15 protein-coding genes are annotated in these 15,250 nt (G+C 62.5%); 6 read left to right on the plus strand and 9 right to left on the minus strand.

Annotated elements, in window-relative coordinates; translation table 11 throughout:
• Nucleotides 1-95 precede the first annotated feature (95 nt).
• The 5 genes from RTH74_RS05045 to RTH74_RS05065 all read left to right on the plus strand — a co-directional run bounded on the left by RTH74_RS05045 (nt 96) and on the right by RTH74_RS05065 (nt 4,521).
• Nucleotides 96-824: a VC0807 family protein gene (locus RTH74_RS05045; protein ID WP_316913951.1), complete on the plus strand. Its 729-nt coding sequence runs from the start codon at nt 96-98 to the stop codon at nt 822-824.
• A gap of 33 nt (nt 825-857) precedes the next feature.
• Complete coding sequence (locus RTH74_RS05050) at nt 858-1,295, plus strand: YqaA family protein (protein ID WP_316913952.1); 438 nt, start codon at nt 858-860, stop codon at nt 1,293-1,295.
• Nucleotides 1,296-1,507: 212 nt separating this feature from the next.
• Nucleotides 1,508-2,482: a lysylphosphatidylglycerol synthase domain-containing protein gene (locus RTH74_RS05055; protein ID WP_256836117.1), complete on the plus strand. Its 975-nt coding sequence runs from the start codon at nt 1,508-1,510 to the stop codon at nt 2,480-2,482.
• 64 nt (nt 2,483-2,546) lie between these two features.
• On the plus strand, nt 2,547-3,812 hold the full coding sequence (locus RTH74_RS05060; protein ID WP_316913953.1) for an Hsp70 family protein: 1,266 nt from the start codon (nt 2,547-2,549) through the stop codon (nt 3,810-3,812).
• A 175-nt stretch (nt 3,813-3,987) separates the two neighbouring features.
• Nucleotides 3,988-4,521 carry a hypothetical protein gene (locus RTH74_RS05065; RefSeq protein WP_179575472.1) on the plus strand — a complete coding sequence of 178 codons (534 nt, stop codon included), beginning with the start codon at nt 3,988-3,990 and terminating at the stop codon, nt 4,519-4,521.
• A 133-nt stretch (nt 4,522-4,654) separates the two neighbouring features.
• Here RTH74_RS05065 and RTH74_RS05070 read toward each other — a convergent pair whose 3' ends face one another.
• The 5 genes from RTH74_RS05070 to RTH74_RS05090 all read right to left on the minus strand — a co-directional run bounded on the left by RTH74_RS05070 (nt 4,655) and on the right by RTH74_RS05090 (nt 10,026).
• Entirely contained in the window at nt 4,655-5,824 is a 1,170-nt protein-coding gene (locus tag RTH74_RS05070) for an iron-containing alcohol dehydrogenase (protein ID WP_316913954.1), read from the minus strand.
• A 10-nt stretch (nt 5,825-5,834) separates the two neighbouring features.
• Complete coding sequence (locus RTH74_RS05075; protein WP_316913955.1) at nt 5,835-7,223, minus strand: aldehyde dehydrogenase family protein; 1,389 nt, start codon at nt 7,221-7,223, stop codon at nt 5,835-5,837.
• A gap of 95 nt (nt 7,224-7,318) precedes the next feature.
• Nucleotides 7,319-8,692, minus strand: coding sequence for a glutamine synthetase family protein (locus tag RTH74_RS05080; protein ID WP_099522669.1), 1,374 nt, complete (start codon nt 8,690-8,692; stop codon nt 7,319-7,321).
• A 231-nt stretch (nt 8,693-8,923) separates the two neighbouring features.
• Nucleotides 8,924-9,700: an SDR family oxidoreductase gene (locus RTH74_RS05085; RefSeq protein WP_316913956.1), complete on the minus strand. Its 777-nt coding sequence runs from the start codon at nt 9,698-9,700 to the stop codon at nt 8,924-8,926.
• Complete coding sequence (locus RTH74_RS05090) at nt 9,697-10,026, minus strand: nuclear transport factor 2 family protein (RefSeq protein WP_316913957.1); 330 nt, start codon at nt 10,024-10,026, stop codon at nt 9,697-9,699. The genes RTH74_RS05085 and RTH74_RS05090 overlap by 4 nt, the downstream gene beginning before the upstream one ends.
• A gap of 116 nt (nt 10,027-10,142) precedes the next feature.
• Here RTH74_RS05090 and RTH74_RS05095 point away from each other — a divergent pair, with 116 nt between their 5' ends.
• On the plus strand, nt 10,143-11,060 hold the full coding sequence (locus RTH74_RS05095; RefSeq protein WP_316913958.1) for a LysR substrate-binding domain-containing protein: 918 nt from the start codon (nt 10,143-10,145) through the stop codon (nt 11,058-11,060).
• 29 nt (nt 11,061-11,089) lie between these two features.
• Here RTH74_RS05095 and RTH74_RS05100 read toward each other — a convergent pair whose 3' ends face one another.
• From RTH74_RS05100 to RTH74_RS05115, 4 genes are all read right to left on the minus strand, one after another.
• On the minus strand, nt 11,090-12,127 hold the full coding sequence (locus RTH74_RS05100) for a TRAP transporter substrate-binding protein (RefSeq protein ID WP_037005790.1): 1,038 nt from the start codon (nt 12,125-12,127) through the stop codon (nt 11,090-11,092).
• A 125-nt stretch (nt 12,128-12,252) separates the two neighbouring features.
• Complete coding sequence (locus tag RTH74_RS05105; protein ID WP_106732542.1) at nt 12,253-13,578, minus strand: TRAP transporter large permease; 1,326 nt, start codon at nt 13,576-13,578, stop codon at nt 12,253-12,255.
• Nucleotides 13,578-14,084 (minus strand): TRAP transporter small permease subunit, encoded by a 507-nt coding sequence (locus RTH74_RS05110; RefSeq protein WP_099522674.1) that lies wholly within the window; start codon nt 14,082-14,084, stop codon nt 13,578-13,580. Before RTH74_RS05110 ends, RTH74_RS05105 begins: the two co-directional genes overlap by 1 nt.
• Before the next feature lie 158 nt (nt 14,085-14,242).
• Nucleotides 14,243-15,190: an alpha/beta fold hydrolase gene (locus RTH74_RS05115; RefSeq protein WP_257597670.1), complete on the minus strand. Its 948-nt coding sequence runs from the start codon at nt 15,188-15,190 to the stop codon at nt 14,243-14,245.
• Nucleotides 15,191-15,250: the final 60 nt, after the last annotated feature.

Genomic DNA, 15,250 nt, shown 5'->3' on the forward strand with positions numbered 1-15,250 from the left:
GACTCATACTTTTTCACATTCAAAACCGACGGTCGGGCTAGCCCTGACGCGCCGGGCAGGCGATCATCGGGCTTCCTACGCAGACTCCAGCTACCATGACCGCCACTACTGACAGCCGCACCCCGACGCACAAGCCCCGCCCGCTGATCGATCTGGCCATCAGCATCCTGATTCCCTCGTTCATCCTGATGAAGCTAAGTGGCGAGCACCGTCTCGGCGCCGATGGCGCGTTGATCCTGGCCCTGGCGTTCCCGCTGGCCTGGGGCGCGTTCGAGCTGATCAAATATCGCAAATTCAACTTCATCGCCCTGCTCGGCCTGATCAGCGTCGCGTTGACCGGCGGCATTGGCCTGCTCAAGCTCGACACCCAGTGGCTGGCAGTCAAGGAAGCGCTGATCCCCGGCCTGATCGGCATCGCCGTGCTGGTGTCGACCCGCACCCGCTACCCACTGATCCGCACCCTGCTGTTCAACAAGACCGTGCTCAATATCGACAAGATCCACGACCGCCTGGAGCAAGGCGGCCATGTCGAGCACTTCGAGACGCGCCTGATGCGCGCCACCTACTGGCTCAGCGGCACCTTCTTCTTCTCCTCATTCATGAACTACGTGCTGGCCAAGTGGATTGTGGTCAGCCCGGCCGGTACCGAGGCGTTCAACGACGAGCTGGGACGCATGACCCTGCTCAGCTACCCGATGATCGCCATTCCCTCGATGATCATGCTGATGGCCATCTTCTACTACCTGTGGAAGACCATTCACGGCCTGACCGGCCTGAGCCTGGAAGAGATCATGGCCAACACCGGCCAGGGATCGCAGCCCTGATCAGTGCCGACCTTCGGGTCGGCCGCGCTTAACATGCTTGGGCTTTCCGCCTATCCGGCTCTGTTTCTCTCCGCCTTCGGCGCGGCGACGCTGTTGCCGCTGCAGTCCGAAGCGGTGCTGGTCGCCTTGCTGCTGGCCGGCCAACATCCGCTCTGGACCCTGTTGCTGGTGGCCACTCTGGGCAATGTGCTGGGCTCCTGGGTCAACTGGCTGCTGGGCCGCTCCATCGAACACTATCGCGAGCGCCGCTGGTTCCCGGTCAGCCCTGCTCGGTTACAGCAGGCACAGGACTGGTACGCGCGCTATGGGCGCTGGTCGCTGCTGCTGAGCTGGATGCCGGTGATTGGCGACCCACTGACGCTGGTTGCCGGCGTAATGCGCGAGCGCCTGTGGGTGTTTCTGGCCATCGTCACCCTGGCCAAAGCGAGCCGCTACGCCGTGCTGGCGGCGCTGACGCTGGCATGGATATGAACGTATCAGGACAACCGCTGACACAACTACAAGAGGGTGCGAATGTGCTTGCCAGTTGAGTACAGGCTGCGCCTCCCTGATACTGCGCAGCGCGCCGCGCGGGCACGATCCGCCACCGGCCTTTGCACAATGGCCGGATGGCCGATGAACAGCTGCCTCTCACAGAGGCATGCGGCCCCACCACCTCGGGGCCTAGCGAGCGAGGAATTGCGGTGTCTGTCGTAGAAGCCAAACCAAAACTGAAGCGCAGCGACCTGATCTGGACGCTGATCGGACTCAGTGCCGTGGTGCTGTCTGGCTTTCTGCTGTATCGCGAGTTGCGCAATATCTCCCTCGATGAGATCAAGGGCAGCATCGAAGCGATCTCCCACATGAACTGGCTGCTTGCCGCAGCGGCCACACTCGGCGCGTACTGGGCACTGGCCTGGTACGACCGCATCGCTGTCGCTCACCTTGGCAAGAAGATTCCCTGGCGCTTCATCACCCTGTGCTCCTTCACCACCTATGCCCTGGCCCACAATATCGGCGCCTCGGTGTTCTCAGGCGCAGTGGTGCGCTACCGGGCCTACCGCAGCAAGGGCCTGACGCCTCAGGAAATCGGCATCCTTATCGTTTTCTGCTCCTTTACCTTCGCCCTCGGCACCCTGCTCGCCAGCGGCTGCGTGCTGATCGCTCAGCCCGACCTGATCCACCGCGTCGCCAATGTCACGCCTCTGGTCTCGGTAGTCATCGGCAGCGTCCTGCTGTGCCTGGTCGGTCTCTACGTGCTGGGTTCCTGGCGCCAGTTCAAACCCTGGACGCTGGGCAAGCTGCATGTGGAATATCCACGCCTGCCCATCGTCAGCCGCCAGTTGCTGGCCGGGCCACTGGAACTGCTCTGCGCCGCGGCGATCATCTATTTCGCCCTGCCGGCCGACAATCATCCCGGCTATCTGGTGGTGCTCGGCGTGTTCCTCGCCTCCTTCTCCCTGGCGCTGCTGTCCCATGCACCTGGCGGCCTGGGCGTGCTGGAAGTGACCTTCCTCGCCGCACTGCCGGAGATTCCTGCCGCCGACGTACTGGCCGCGCTGATCGTGTTCCGCGTGTTCTACCTGCTGCTGCCCTTTGCCTTATCGCTGCTGGTGGTGCTGGGCTTCGAATGGAGCCAGTGGAAGGAAAGGCAGCGTGGCAGCAACCTGCCGTCCTGACGACTCGCCGTCAGCGCGACGCTGACATAGAATACGCGGCCATTTTTTGTGGCCCTGCGTTTCCATGTCCTTCTCTACGCCCGCCCGCGCCTGCGGCATCGACTTCGGCACATCCAACTCCACCGTCGGCTGGCTGCGCCCCGGCCAGGACAGCCTGCTGCCCCTGGAAGATGGCAAGATCACCCTGCCCTCGGTGATCTTCTTCAACACCGAGGAACGTCGCCCGGTCTACGGTCGCCTGGCCCTGCACGAATACCTGGAAGGCTACGAAGGCCGCCTGATGCGCTCGCTCAAGAGCCTGCTGGGCTCCAAGCTGCTGAAGAGCGAAACCACCGTGCTGGGCAGCGCCCTGCCCTTCAAGGACCTACTCGGGTTCTTCATCGGTGAGCTGAAAAAACGCGCCGAAGCCCAAGCCGAGCGGCCTTTCGAAGAAGTGGTACTGGGCCGCCCGGTGTTCTTCGTCGATGACGACTCAGCCGCCGACCAGGAAGCGCAGAACACCCTGGTGGCCGTGGCGCACAAGCTCGGTTTCAAGGACGTGTCGTTCCAGTACGAGCCCATCGCCGCGGCCTTCGACTACGAGTCGAACCTGGATCGCGAGGAACTGGTGCTGATCGTCGACATCGGCGGTGGTACCTCGGACTTCTCTCTGGTGCGCCTGGCGCCGGAGCGTCATCACCTGGCCGAGCGCCAGGGCGACATCCTCGCCACTGGCGGCGTGCACATCGGCGGTACCGACTTCGACAAGCAGTTGTCCCTGGCCGGGGTGATGCCGCTGTTCGGCTATGGCAGCCGGATGAAGAGCGACGCCTTCATGCCCACCAGCTACCACCTCAACCTGGCCACCTGGCACACCATCAACGCGCTGTATGCGCAGAAGACCCAGCTCGCCCTGCAGAACATGCGCTACGACATCGTCGACGCCACCGGCATCGACCGCCTGTTCGGCTTGATCGAACAACGTGCCGGGCACTGGCTGGCGATGCAGGTGGAAGAGAGCAAGATCGCCCTGAGCGAACAGGACGCACGCCCCATCGACCTGTCACGCGTCGAACCAGGCCTGGTCGCCGAGCTGACCCGGCCCTTGTTCGAGAACGCCATCGAGCCGCTGCTTGAACGCATTCGTGCCAGCCTCACACAGTTGCTCGACGATGCCGGCATCACGGCCGATCAGGTCGACACACTGTTCTTCACCGGCGGTTCCAGCGGCGTGCCGGCGCTGCGCCAGAGCGTGGCGGCGATGCTGCCCAATGCGCGCAGCGTGGAAGGTAACACCTTCGGCAGCATTGGCAGCGGCCTGGCCATCGAAGCCAAGAAACGCTACGGCTAAGTTTTGTGGGAAGGGCTTTAGCCGCGATTCTGGCCTCTCGCACAGACCAATCCGGCTGAAGAACTCTCGGCAAAAGAACGTAGGGTGCGCCGTGCGCACGGCGCACCCTACCCGGAACGCTCCGCATGCACCTGATGATATTCTTGCCAACCTTTGATCCCCGAGGACATGCCCAATGAAAGCCCAGCTGGAAGAACTGATCGCCAAGATAAGCTCCGGCTGCCTGCCCGAGGACGAGATCGCCCGTATCGCTGACGAGGCCACGCAGGCCTATGCCGATCCGGCGGCCTTTCTCGCTGCCAACCCGGACGTCAACTACGACGACGAATTCCCCATCCCCCTGGGCGAATGGGTAGTGGTCGGCAGCCTGCCGGAAACGGTGCTGTTCCAGGCCGACAGCTACGAGGAGCTGTTCCAGCGCATCACCGAATCCTTCGGCCCGCAGGTGCAATTCGTGCTCAAGGCCAAGCAGTTGGCCAAGACCGAGCCACTGAAAGCACTCAACCGTATCCAGGTGCAGCTCTCAGCGCTGTCGCCGGAAACCGGCGGCTACGTGCTGGTAGATTTCAGCGAGCCCTTGGATGACGAACTGCAGGCCGTGCTGGTGTACGCCAGCGATTTGCCGCGAGTGATGGAGCTGGCGGTGGAAGTCGGCATCTATGCCGCGCCAGCGCTGGAAGCCTTGCAGGCGGAGCAGGCTGGGGAATAAAACACAGATTCTCCCCTCTCCCCAGCCCTCTCCCATACATGGGAGAGGGAGCCATCCGCCGCAAGTATCAGACGCTTGCTGCACTGCTCCCCTCTCCCGTTTGCGGGAGAGGGGCTGGGGGGAGATGGCCGGGCTACAAAGTCCCGCGCAACGCTTTCTCGAACAATGCGCTGTATTGCGCAGCCGTGTAGGCGATGGGATTGGTGCCTGCCGAAGGGTCCACCTCGGCCATGCGCCCGACCTGCTCGATACGCGCATCGTCGATGCCGATATCGCTCAGGCTGTGGGCGATGCCCACTTCACTGCGCAGCGTCAGCACCCACTCCAGCACCGCATCGAAACCGCCGCCCGGCAGCGCCAGGTAGCGCGCCATTTTCTCCATCTGCGGCTCGATCACCGCGCGGTTGGCAACCAGCACATAAGGCATCAACACCGCATTGAGCAGGCCATGGTGGGCGTCGTACAGCGCACCCAGCGGATGCGCCAGCGCATGCATCGCGCCAAGACCGCGCTGGAAGGCGGTGGCGCCCATGCTCGAGGCCACCAGCATCTGCAGCCGCGCCTCGACATCACCACCCTGCGCCACTGCACGCGGCAGATACTGCTGCACCAGACGCATGCCCTCCAGGGCGATGCCCTCGGCCATGGGGTGGAACAGTGGCGAGCAGAACGCCTCCAGGCTGTGCGACAGCGCATCCATACCAGTAGCGGCGGTGATTTTCGCCGGCAGGCCGACGGTCAGCTCGGGGTCGAGAATCACCAGTGCCGGCAGCATCCGCGCGTGGAAGATGATGCGTTTGATATGCGCGTCGTCATCGGTGATCACCGACGCGCGGCCGACTTCCGAGCCGGTGCCGGCAGTGGTCGGCACCGCCACCACCGGCGCCATGCCGGATACCTTGACCCGGCTGGCGTTGTCGCCGACGTCCTCGAAATCCCACAGCGGCCGATCCTGACCGACCATCAAGGCGATTGCCTTGCCGGCATCCAACGCCGAGCCGCCGCCGAAGGCGATCACGCCGTCGTGTCCGCCGGCCTTGAATGCGGCGACACCGTCCATCACGTTGCTGCCGGTTGGGTTGCCCTTGATCGCCGAGAACAGCCCGGCCTTCAGCCCGGCATCACGACATTGGCGTAGTGCCGCGTCGATCATCGGCAACGCCGCCAAGCCTGGGTCGGTGCATAGCAGCGGCGCGCGCATGCCGAGCAAGTGGCAGGCCTCGGCCAGCTCGGCAATGCGGCCAACGCCCACGCGCATCGAGGTCGGGTAGTTCCAGTTCATGCGGTACTGATTCAGGTCCATGGCGCGCGCCTCACAGCTGAGTCTTGAAGTGGAAGGATTTTGGCCGGGTCAGTTGTTCGTAGCCGACCCTTGAGAGGGTGCAGCCGCGCCCGGAGTGCTTCACCCCGGTCCAGGCCAGGCCGGGGTCGAGGTAGTCGCAGCGGTTGAGAAACACCGTGCCGGCCTCGACCCGATCAGCCAAAGCCATGGCGGCGTCGACGTCGCGACTGAAGATGGCTGCGGTCAGGCCGAACTCGCTGTCGTTCATCAGCGCCAGCGCTTCCTCGTCGCTGGCGACCTTCTGAATGCCCACCACAGGGCCGAAGGATTCCTCGGTCATCACGCGCATTTCATGATTGACGTTGGTCAGCACCTGCGGCGCCAGGTAGGGCGTGCCCGGCGCATCCAGGGGAAATTCGGCTGGGTCGATATGTGCCCTGGCACCCTGCTCGACTGCCTCGGCGATCTGGGCGCGGACGAAGTCGGCGGCGTCGCTGCGCACCAGCGGCCCCAGGGTGGTCTCCGGATCATCCGAACGCCCCAACTTGTACTGGCGCACCAGCGCCACCGCGCGCTCGACGAACTCATCGAACAATGACGCGTGCACGTAGATGCGCTCGATGCCGCAGCACGACTGCCCGGAGTTGAAAAAGGCGCCGTCGATGGCAGTTTCCACCGCGTGCTGCAGATCGGCGTCGGCGCGGACGTAGGCCGGGTCCTTGCCACCCAATTCGAGCCCAACACTGATGAAGCGCCCGGCAGCAGCACGCTCGACCATGGCTCCGCCGGGCACCGAACCGGTGAAGGCAACGTGGTCGATACTGGGTGAGCGAATCAGCGCTTCGGTCTCGCCGTGGCTCAGGTGCAGATATTGAAACACGCCTTCGGGCAGGCCAGCTTCGGCGAAGGCTTCGACCATGCGTTCGGCGCACAGCGGCGTCTGCGCCGAGTGCTTGAGCAACACCACATTGCCTGCTAACAGCGCCGGCATCACCGCGTTGACGGCGGTCAGATAGGGGTAGTTCCAGGGCGCGATGATCAACGCGAGGCCCAATGGCTCACGGCGAATGAAACGGGTGAAGCCGGCCTTTTCCGGCAGGCGGATGTCGGCCAGCGAGCCCTCGGCGATATCCGCCATATGGCTGGCACGCTCGACGAAGCCACGTATCTCGCCAGCGGCGTAACGGATTGGCCGGCCCATCATCCAGCACAGCTCTTCGGCCAGTTGCGCCTCACGGGCAGCGAAGGCTTCGATGGCACGCCGGCCGATGGCGATACGTTCGCGCAGTGGCGTCTGTTTCCAGGTTTGCTGCGCCAGCTCAGCCTTGGCCAACGCCACCAATACCTCAGGATTGGACGCCAGATGACGCTCGACGTAGACCGAGCCGTCGATGGGGGAAATACATTGCAGCTTGCTCATAAGGTGCTCCAGAAATCTTGCCCGCGTAGCCCGGATGTAATCCAGGACACTCGAAGAAACCGCCCCGGATTGCATCCGGGCTACGGACGGTGGAATCAGATGATTTCGAAGTAGCGATCCAGCTCCCAATCGCTGACATGGCGACGGTACTCGCGCTCTTCCCATTCACGGCTGGCGGCGAAATGCTCGACGAAGGCATCGCCGAACATCTCTCGGGCGGCCTGCGATCCCTTCAGCCGTTGCGCGGCGTCCCACAGGGTGCGCGGCAGCGCCAGCTCCTCGGGGTGCTTGACCGCATAGGCATTGCCGCTGACAGGATCGGTTGGTTCCCACTCCTGCATGACGCCGTAAAGGCCCGAGCCGATGGCCACCGACAACGCCAGGAACGGATTACCGTCGGCAGCGCCAAGGCGATACTCCTGGCGCTGCGACTTGTCGCTACCGGGAATTACCCGCAGCGCTGCGGTGCGGTTCTCCACACCCCAGGTGGCGTCGGTGGGCGCCCAGAAACCGGGAATAAGGCGGCGATAGCTGTTCAGGGTCGGCGCCACCATGCACAGGAATTCCGGCATCAGACGCTGCTGCCCGGCGAGAAAATGCCGCTGCAGCTTGCTCATGTTGTGCGCCTGGCTGGGGTCGTAGAACGCCGACTTGTCCGTCTTGCGGTCACGCAACGACACATGGATATGGCCGCTCTGCCCTGGGTACTTGCCCGACCACTTGGCCATGAAGGTGGCCATCAGCCCGTTGCGCTGGGCCAGTACCTTCATGAAGGTCTTGAACAGCGCGCCCTTGTCCGCTGCGGCTTCGGCATGGTCGTAGGCAATGGCTGCCTCGAGCACACCCGGGCCGGTTTCGGTGTGCAGGCCTTCGATGGGGAAATCCATCGCCTCACCCATTTCGAGAATCTGGTGATAGAGCTCGGCATGCACCGAGTTGCGGATCATCGAGTAGCCAAACCAGTCCGGGGTGAACGGCTTGAGATCGCGAAAGCCTTTGGCCCGCGCCGAGTCCGGAGTTTCATCGAACATGAAGAACTCGTACTCCAGCGCAGCAAAGGGCTCGAAGCCCATGTCCTGGCAGCGCTGGATGACCCGACGCAGCGTGCCGCGTGGGCACACCGCCTCGGCCTGCTGGTCGAATTCGGCGAGAAACAGCAGCATGCCGTTCTCGAAGGGAATTTCACGGCAGGTGTGCGGCAGGATGCGCACCGGCGCGTCCGGGTAGCCGCTGTGCCAACCGGTGTACTGGGCATTGTCGTAGAGCTGATCCTTGACGTCCCAGCCGAGCACCACATCGCAGAAAGCAAAGCCGTGCTCGAGAGCGGAGAAGAACTTGCTGCGGCTCATGTATTTGCCGCGCATCACCCCATCGTTATCGAACAGGCCAACCTTGACGTGGCTCAGGCCACGCTCCTCGACGATGCGCCGGGCATCGCCCAGGGTCTTTACATCCCGTGGTTTGAACATGCTAACCCCTGTGTCTTGTTGTTATCGCGGGCGGGTTAAGCGAAGAGCTGGGCATTCATGACCGGCCAGGCAAGGCCGACGACGCACGAACGCAGCACGACGCTTGTGACAGCGTCCGTTTCAGGCTCATAGAGTGTGGTACAGGATTGCCGGGATGGCAGGGAGCGGGGCAGAAAAATAGGTGATGACGATCAAGGCGGTGGACAACCGAAGGCTATCCACCGCGACGCACTAAGCTGTCGGCACCGTACCGCCGTCGATCAGGAATTCACTACCGGTGATGGAGGCCGCCCGAGGTGACGCCAGGAAAGCGATGAGTTCAGCGACTTCCGACGGCGTCGAAGGGCGACCGAGCGGAATACCTCCCAGCGCATCCATGATGATGCGCTTGCCTCCGTCATAATCGGTGCCCGCCTCCTCTGCCAATCGCTTGGCCAAGGCGACCGATGCCTCGGTTTCGATCCAGCCAGGGGCAACCCTCACGACGCGCACGCCTTTGGGCGAAACCTCTTTCGACAGGCTCTTGCTGTAAGTCGAAAGCGCCGCTTTGGCTGCAGCGTACGCAGTGGTCGCCTCGGGCAGCGGCAAGCGGCTTTGAATAGATGTCACATGGATGATCACGCCCGCTGCACGCTGCAGCATGCCCGGAAGCATTGCACGGTCGAGGCGAACCGCAGGGAACAGGTTCAGATCGAGCTCGCGCTGCCACTGCTCGTCATCCAGCGCGGCAAACCCTCCCCCAGGAGCGGACGAGCCACCCAGGACGTGCACGAGAATGTCGACGCCACCCAGGCGCTGCTCGGTCGCCGCCACCAGCGCCGCGGAACCGTCTGGGGTACAAAGATCCGCCTGAACGAACATATCTGGCGGTACGGCGCTGTCGGCCTGTCGCGCAGAGGTCAGCACCTGCGCGCCCTCCGCCTGGAAAAGACGAACCACTGCGAGTCCCACACCTTTGGTCCCACCGGTCACCAGGACACGCTTACCAGCAAACTCAAGGTTCATCATGGCGCAATCTCCAGTGAGCTGATCCGCCCGTCACGCAAACGAAAGACATGCTTGAGTGGTATCGGACTACCGGGAAAGTCACCGCTCACCATTGCCGTGACGCTGAGTTGATCCTCCTTGGCAAACGACTCGATGGGCTCCACCCGGTAAGTGAATGCCTTCCGCGCAGCCTGCTGCCAGGACTCGATGGCCTCGATCCCCTTATGGCAGCGGTTTTCATCGATCACGCTGGCGTCCGCATGGAAACACGCCGTCATACGTGAAATGTCATCGCCGTTGGTGATCTCGAAGTAGGCTTGAACGACACTCGGCAATTGCAGGTTCATACGCTAGGTCCTCTCACAGTTGTCGGTCTTGCAGAGCTGCGATCTTGCCTCTCGCGAGACAATCTGCTCAATTGGGACAAATGCTGATGGCCTATCCCGCATAGCAGGACTATTCGATGTCCGATTCACGCCTTACCCTTCATGAGCTGGAGGCCGTCCTGGCCGTGGCCCGCCGTGCCTCGTTTCGGCGGGCAGCTATCGACCTGAATGTTTCCACTACCGCGCTGAGCAGCACTATCGCCAAGCTGGAGATGACGCTGCAGACGCGTCTGTTCAATCGCACCACGCGCAGCGTGTCGCTGACAGAGTCAGGTCGACGTTATCTGGAGCAGGTAGGGCCTACGCTGCAAGCTCTACGCGGCGCACTGGAAACGGTTCGCTCGCACAACGCCGAACCTGCTGGCGTGATCAGAATCAACGCATTTGCCAGCGCGGCACGTACAGCACTCATGCCGCTGGTCCTGGAGTTTGCCGCCCGTTACCCGCGCGTGCAGATCGATCTGGTGACGGAGGAACGACTGATGGACATCGTCGCGGAAGGCTTCGATCTGGGCGTGCGCGCATCCAGCCTGATACCAGGTGACATGATCGCCATCTCACTCGGCCAGACACAGCGTTATGCCGTGGTGGGCACAGCCAAGTACTTCGCCGAACACGGCATGCCGCAAACACCTGCCGATCTGAAACAGCATGAATGCCTACGCATCCGGCTGCCCAACGGCGCCATCTATCCCTGGTACTTCGAACATGCGGGTGAAGTGCTCAGGGTTGATGTCGAGGGTCAGTTCACAGTGGATGAGCCGAGCGTAGCCAAGGCCATCGTGCAGGCGAACGTGGCGCTCGGGCTTTTTCTGGAGCAGGAGGTCCAAGCGGAGATCGACGCTGGAAACCTGCTGCGAGTGCTGCAGAACTGGACGCCACCCAGAGATGACCTGTGCCTGTACTACCCCAATCGGAGCAATCCGTCTGCCTCGCTCAAGGCATTCACAGACCTGGCCCGAGAGAATCTCCAGCGCTGCCCGCCCCATCGCTGAGCGTTGGGCGGGCAGTCGTGGGGGAGACCTCAACCGCGATAAGGTGCTCCAGCCTTGGCCATCAGAGCGTTGTACTTCTTGAAGATGTCCACCACCTTGGCGCAGCGCGGGCTGGTCTTGGCGATTTCGTCCCAGAATTTCTGCGCCTCGGCTTCAACCGTGGCCCATTCTTCGGCGGGTATTGAGGTCAGCTCCAGCTTACCGCCTTCGACGCGAAGTTGCGCCTCGCCGCCCCAGTACCAGTGCTGGCGGTAGTAGTTGGAGCTGTCCATGCACAGCTTGAACAGGGTCTTGAGATGCTCCGGCACCTCGGCCCATTTGTCCGAGTTGGCGAAGTAGGAGCCACACCAGGCGCCGGAGATGTTGTTGGTCAGGAAGTACTTGGTGACGTTGGCCCAACCGACGGTGTAGTCCTCGGTGATACCGGACCAGGCGATGCCGTCCAGCTCGCCGGTCTGGATCGCCACCTCGACGTCCTCCCAAGGCAGAGTCACCGGGATCACACCGAAGCGCGAAAGGAATTTACCGGCGGTGGGGAAGGTGAAGATGCGCTTGCCCTTGAGATCATCGAGCTTTCTGATTGGCTGTACGGTGGCGAAGTGGCAAGGGTCCCAGGCACCAGCGCCGAGCCAGGTTACGCCCTTGACCTCGCCATAGGCCTCGGCCCAGATCTCGTTGAGCCCGTACTGCTCGAACAATACCGGCACATCGAGACTGTAGCGGGTGGCGAAGGGGAAGTAACCACCGAATACCGAGACGTCCACAGGCGCGGCAATCGAATCGTCATCACTCTGCACCGCATCGATGGTGCCGCGCTGCATGGCGCGAAACAGCTCGCCGGTCGGCACAAGCTGATCGGCGAAATACAACTGGATCTCCATCTGGCCATTGGCAGCCTTGTTGAAGGCGTCGATCGAGGGTTTGATCACGTGCTCGGCCAGCGCCGCGCCGGCGTAGGTTTGCAATCGCCAGGTGATTTTCTTTGGCTCGGCGGCGTAGATATGCGCCGAACCCAGGGCCGCGGTGCCGACTGCGGCGGTTTTTAGGAAATCGCGTCTCGTACTCATGCTGGTCTCTCCATAGTGTCGATGCCAATGCAATACAACCGCTCAATGCCGCCAGAGCTGACGGCCTTACCAGTGGCCGGACGAACCGGCTCGACTGTTGGCGCGCACGCGCCGATTTCCGTTGATCAGCCGCCGTAATGCAGTTGCGGCAACCACAGCGCCAGCTGTGGGAAGACCATCACCAGAGTCAACGCCAACACCATGATGATGACGAAGGGGATGACCGAGACGTAGATGTCGCGCAGACTCACCTCGGGAGGCGCCATCGCGCGCATGAGGAACAGGTTGTAGCCGAATGGCGGGGTCATGTAGGCGATCTGGCAGGTGATGGTGTAGAGCACGCCGTACCAGATCAGATCGAAGCCCAGTGCACCGACCAGCGGGATGTAGAGCGGCGCGACGATCACCAGCATGGCGGTGTCGTCGAGGAACATGCCCATCACGATGAAGGAGATCTGCATCAGGATGAGAATCTGCCACGGCCCCAGGTGCAGGCTGTCGACGAAGAAACCTTCGATGGCCCTGACCGCGCCGAGGCCATCGAACACCGCGCCGAAGCACAACGCGGCGAGAATGATCCACATGAACATGCAACTGATGGCCAGGGTCTTGCGCAGCGTCTCCTCCATCACCTTGCCACTCAAGCGCCCCTTGAACAGCGCCGCTAGCGTCGCTGCCGCTGCGCCGACCGCCGAGCTTTCCACCAGGCTGGTGTAGCCCATCAGGAACAGCCCGGTCATCGACAGGAAGATGAACACCGGTACCAGCCCGGCACTGAGCAGGCGCAGCTTCTCCTGCATGCTGATCTGCTCGCGCTCGGCCTGTGACAGCGCTGGGCCGAGCTGCGGTTGCAGGCGGCAGCGAATGGCGATGTAGAGCATGAACATGCCGGCCATCATCAGTCCGGGAATCGCCCCGGCCAGCCACAGCTGGCCCACCGGCTGGCGCGCGATCATGCCGTAGAGCACCAGCACCACACTGGGTGGAATCAGAATCCCCAGCGAACTGCCCGCCTGAATCACTCCGGTGATCATGATCTTATCGTAGCCACGCCTGAGCAGCTCGGGCAAGGCGATGCTGGCGCCGATGGCCATGCCGGCCACGCTCAGGCCGTTCATCGCCGAGATCGCCACCATGAGAAAGATGGTGCCGATGGCCAGGCCGCCCGGCAGCGGACCCATCCACACATGGAACATCTTGTAGAGGTCTTCGGCGATGCCCGACTCGGAGAGCATGTAACCCATGAACACGAACATCGGCAGGGTCAGCAGCGGGTACCACTTCATCAGCTTCATGGCTGCACTGAAGGCCATCTCCGAGCCGCCATCACCCCACAACAGCAATGCAGCAGCCGCAGCGACGAAGCCGATGGCGCCGAAGACTCGCTTACCGGTCAGCAGCAACAGCATCATCGAGGAGAACATCAGCATTGCGATCAGCTCGTAGCTCATCAGAGCGTCTCCCCACGGGCCGCGTACAGATCCTTGAAGAAGGTGGCGATCGCCTGCAGCAGCATCATGACAATGCCCAGGCACATGATGATCTTGATGGGAGCCATGTAGGGCGACCACGCCGAGTAGCTGGTCTCCTTGTATTCGATGGCGTACTCGGTGGAGGAAATGCCACCGATCAGCAGCATCACCAGGTAGAAGATCAGCATGAACACGGTGATCGCATCGACCACCGCTCGGGTGCGTGGCGACCAGTTGCTGTAGGCCAGGTCCATGCGCACATGGGCGTCGAGCTGCATCGAGTAGGCACCGCCGAGCAGGAAATAGGCGACCATGAGGAATTGGGCGCTTTCCAGAGTCCAGATCGATGGCGTGAAGAAAGTCTTGCTGATGGAGGAGTACAGGAGCACCGCCAGCATGGCGAAGATCAGGTACATGGCGAAGCGCCCGACCCTCAGGTTGAATGCGTCCACGACCCGGACGAAAGCTCTAATGCCCTTGCGCATGCAGTTTCCTGCTGTTTTTGTTCGTTATCCCGTCAGCCTAGACGAAGATTCGCCAAAGCCAACCGCCCCGCCGAGCCATAGCAGGAAACGCGCCAGCCATTAGCGACAAACCGTTCACCAAACAAAATCAAGCACTTGGAAAGTACCGTGCTTGAGCCTCAGCGCAGCAAAAAGGCAACCAGCACTGCAACGGTGCGCTGTGCGTCCTCTTCTTGGGGCACATGACCAAGGTCATCGAACAGCACCAGTTGGCTGCCCTCGATGTCAGCGGCGAAGCGCTCGGCATTGTCCGGAGGAATCAGCCGGTCACGCGCGCCCCAGATGATCAACGTAGGCAATTGCAGTTCGCCGATACGCTCGTGCAGCTCGCCGCTGGGGGCCTGAGCGAAGCGCTGGCGCAAGGCCTGGCGGTTCCCTTCGCGCAACGTCAGTTGGTAGTAGCGCTCGACCAGTTCATCGTCGACTTTGTCCGGATCGCCATAAACGTTGCGCACGCTCGACTCGATCATGCTCCGCGGCAACAAGCGGCTCATCAGCGGCGCCAAGGCCGGGATGCCTGCCAGGCGAAAGCCTATCGGTACAGACTCGGCGTTGCGCGGATAGCCAGCCGCGTCCACCAGCACCAGGCGTGCACTACGTTCGGGATGGGCCAGGGCAAAGCGCCAGGCCAACTGGCCACCGAAACTGTTGCCGACCAGCACGACACCGTTCACCCGTAGATGATCGAGCAGGGCGAGGAGAAACGCCGTGTAGTGCTCGACGTGGTAATTGCCATCGGCGAATGGCCCGGTGAGGCCGAAGCCGGGCAGATCCACACTGATCACCCGGCGCCGTGGGGCCAGTTCCTTCACCCAACCTTCCCAGGTGTGCAGGCTGGCCGACGTGCCGTGCAGCAGCAGGATAGGCTCGGGGTCATCGCGTCGCCCCTGATCACGAAGGTGCACCGACATTCCATAGATGTCGACGAACTGCGACGGCGATGGCGCCCAGCGAGCCTTGAGCTCGTCCAGAGGACGGTCCGGCGCCCAGTTGAGGGCGACGAAAGCGGCGAGAGTCAGCCCGAATACCAGCAACAGGCCGAGCAGCACACGGGCGAGACGTTTCATCTGGGCAGTCCTGAACGCAGCGGAAGCACGATGCTAGTCGGCCACTGCGAACGCGCCTAT

Origin of the sequence: Pseudomonas sp. zfem001, assembly GCF_032621725.1 — a bacterium.
GTDB classification, from domain to species: Bacteria; Pseudomonadota; Gammaproteobacteria; order Pseudomonadales; family Pseudomonadaceae; genus Aquipseudomonas; species Aquipseudomonas sediminis.

Excerpts from the sequence above, each read along its gene's own strand:
- RTH74_RS05045 (WP_316913951.1), top strand. The coding sequence starts at position 96 with ATGACCGCCACTACTGACAGCCGCACCCCGACGCACAAGCCCCGCCCG.
- RTH74_RS05050 (WP_316913952.1), top strand. The coding sequence starts at position 858 with ATGCTTGGGCTTTCCGCCTATCCGGCTCTGTTTCTCTCCGCCTTCGGC.
- RTH74_RS05060 (WP_316913953.1), top strand. The coding sequence starts at position 2,547 with ATGTCCTTCTCTACGCCCGCCCGCGCCTGCGGCATCGACTTCGGCACA.
- RTH74_RS05065 (WP_179575472.1), top strand. The coding sequence starts at position 3,988 with ATGAAAGCCCAGCTGGAAGAACTGATCGCCAAGATAAGCTCCGGCTGC.
- RTH74_RS05070 (WP_316913954.1), bottom strand. The coding sequence starts at position 5,824 with ATGGACCTGAATCAGTACCGCATGAACTGGAACTACCCGACCTCGATG.
- RTH74_RS05075 (WP_316913955.1), bottom strand. The coding sequence starts at position 7,223 with ATGAGCAAGCTGCAATGTATTTCCCCCATCGACGGCTCGGTCTACGTC.
- RTH74_RS05080 (WP_099522669.1), bottom strand. The coding sequence starts at position 8,692 with ATGTTCAAACCACGGGATGTAAAGACCCTGGGCGATGCCCGGCGCATC.
- RTH74_RS05085 (WP_316913956.1), bottom strand. The coding sequence starts at position 9,700 with ATGATGAACCTTGAGTTTGCTGGTAAGCGTGTCCTGGTGACCGGTGGG.
- RTH74_RS05090 (WP_316913957.1), bottom strand. The coding sequence starts at position 10,026 with ATGAACCTGCAATTGCCGAGTGTCGTTCAAGCCTACTTCGAGATCACC.
- RTH74_RS05095 (WP_316913958.1), top strand. The coding sequence starts at position 10,143 with ATGTCCGATTCACGCCTTACCCTTCATGAGCTGGAGGCCGTCCTGGCC.
- RTH74_RS05100 (WP_037005790.1), bottom strand. The coding sequence starts at position 12,127 with ATGAGTACGAGACGCGATTTCCTAAAAACCGCCGCAGTCGGCACCGCG.
- RTH74_RS05105 (WP_106732542.1), bottom strand. The coding sequence starts at position 13,578 with ATGAGCTACGAGCTGATCGCAATGCTGATGTTCTCCTCGATGATGCTG.
- RTH74_RS05110 (WP_099522674.1), bottom strand. The coding sequence starts at position 14,084 with ATGCGCAAGGGCATTAGAGCTTTCGTCCGGGTCGTGGACGCATTCAAC.
- RTH74_RS05115 (WP_257597670.1), bottom strand. The coding sequence starts at position 15,190 with ATGAAACGTCTCGCCCGTGTGCTGCTCGGCCTGTTGCTGGTATTCGGG.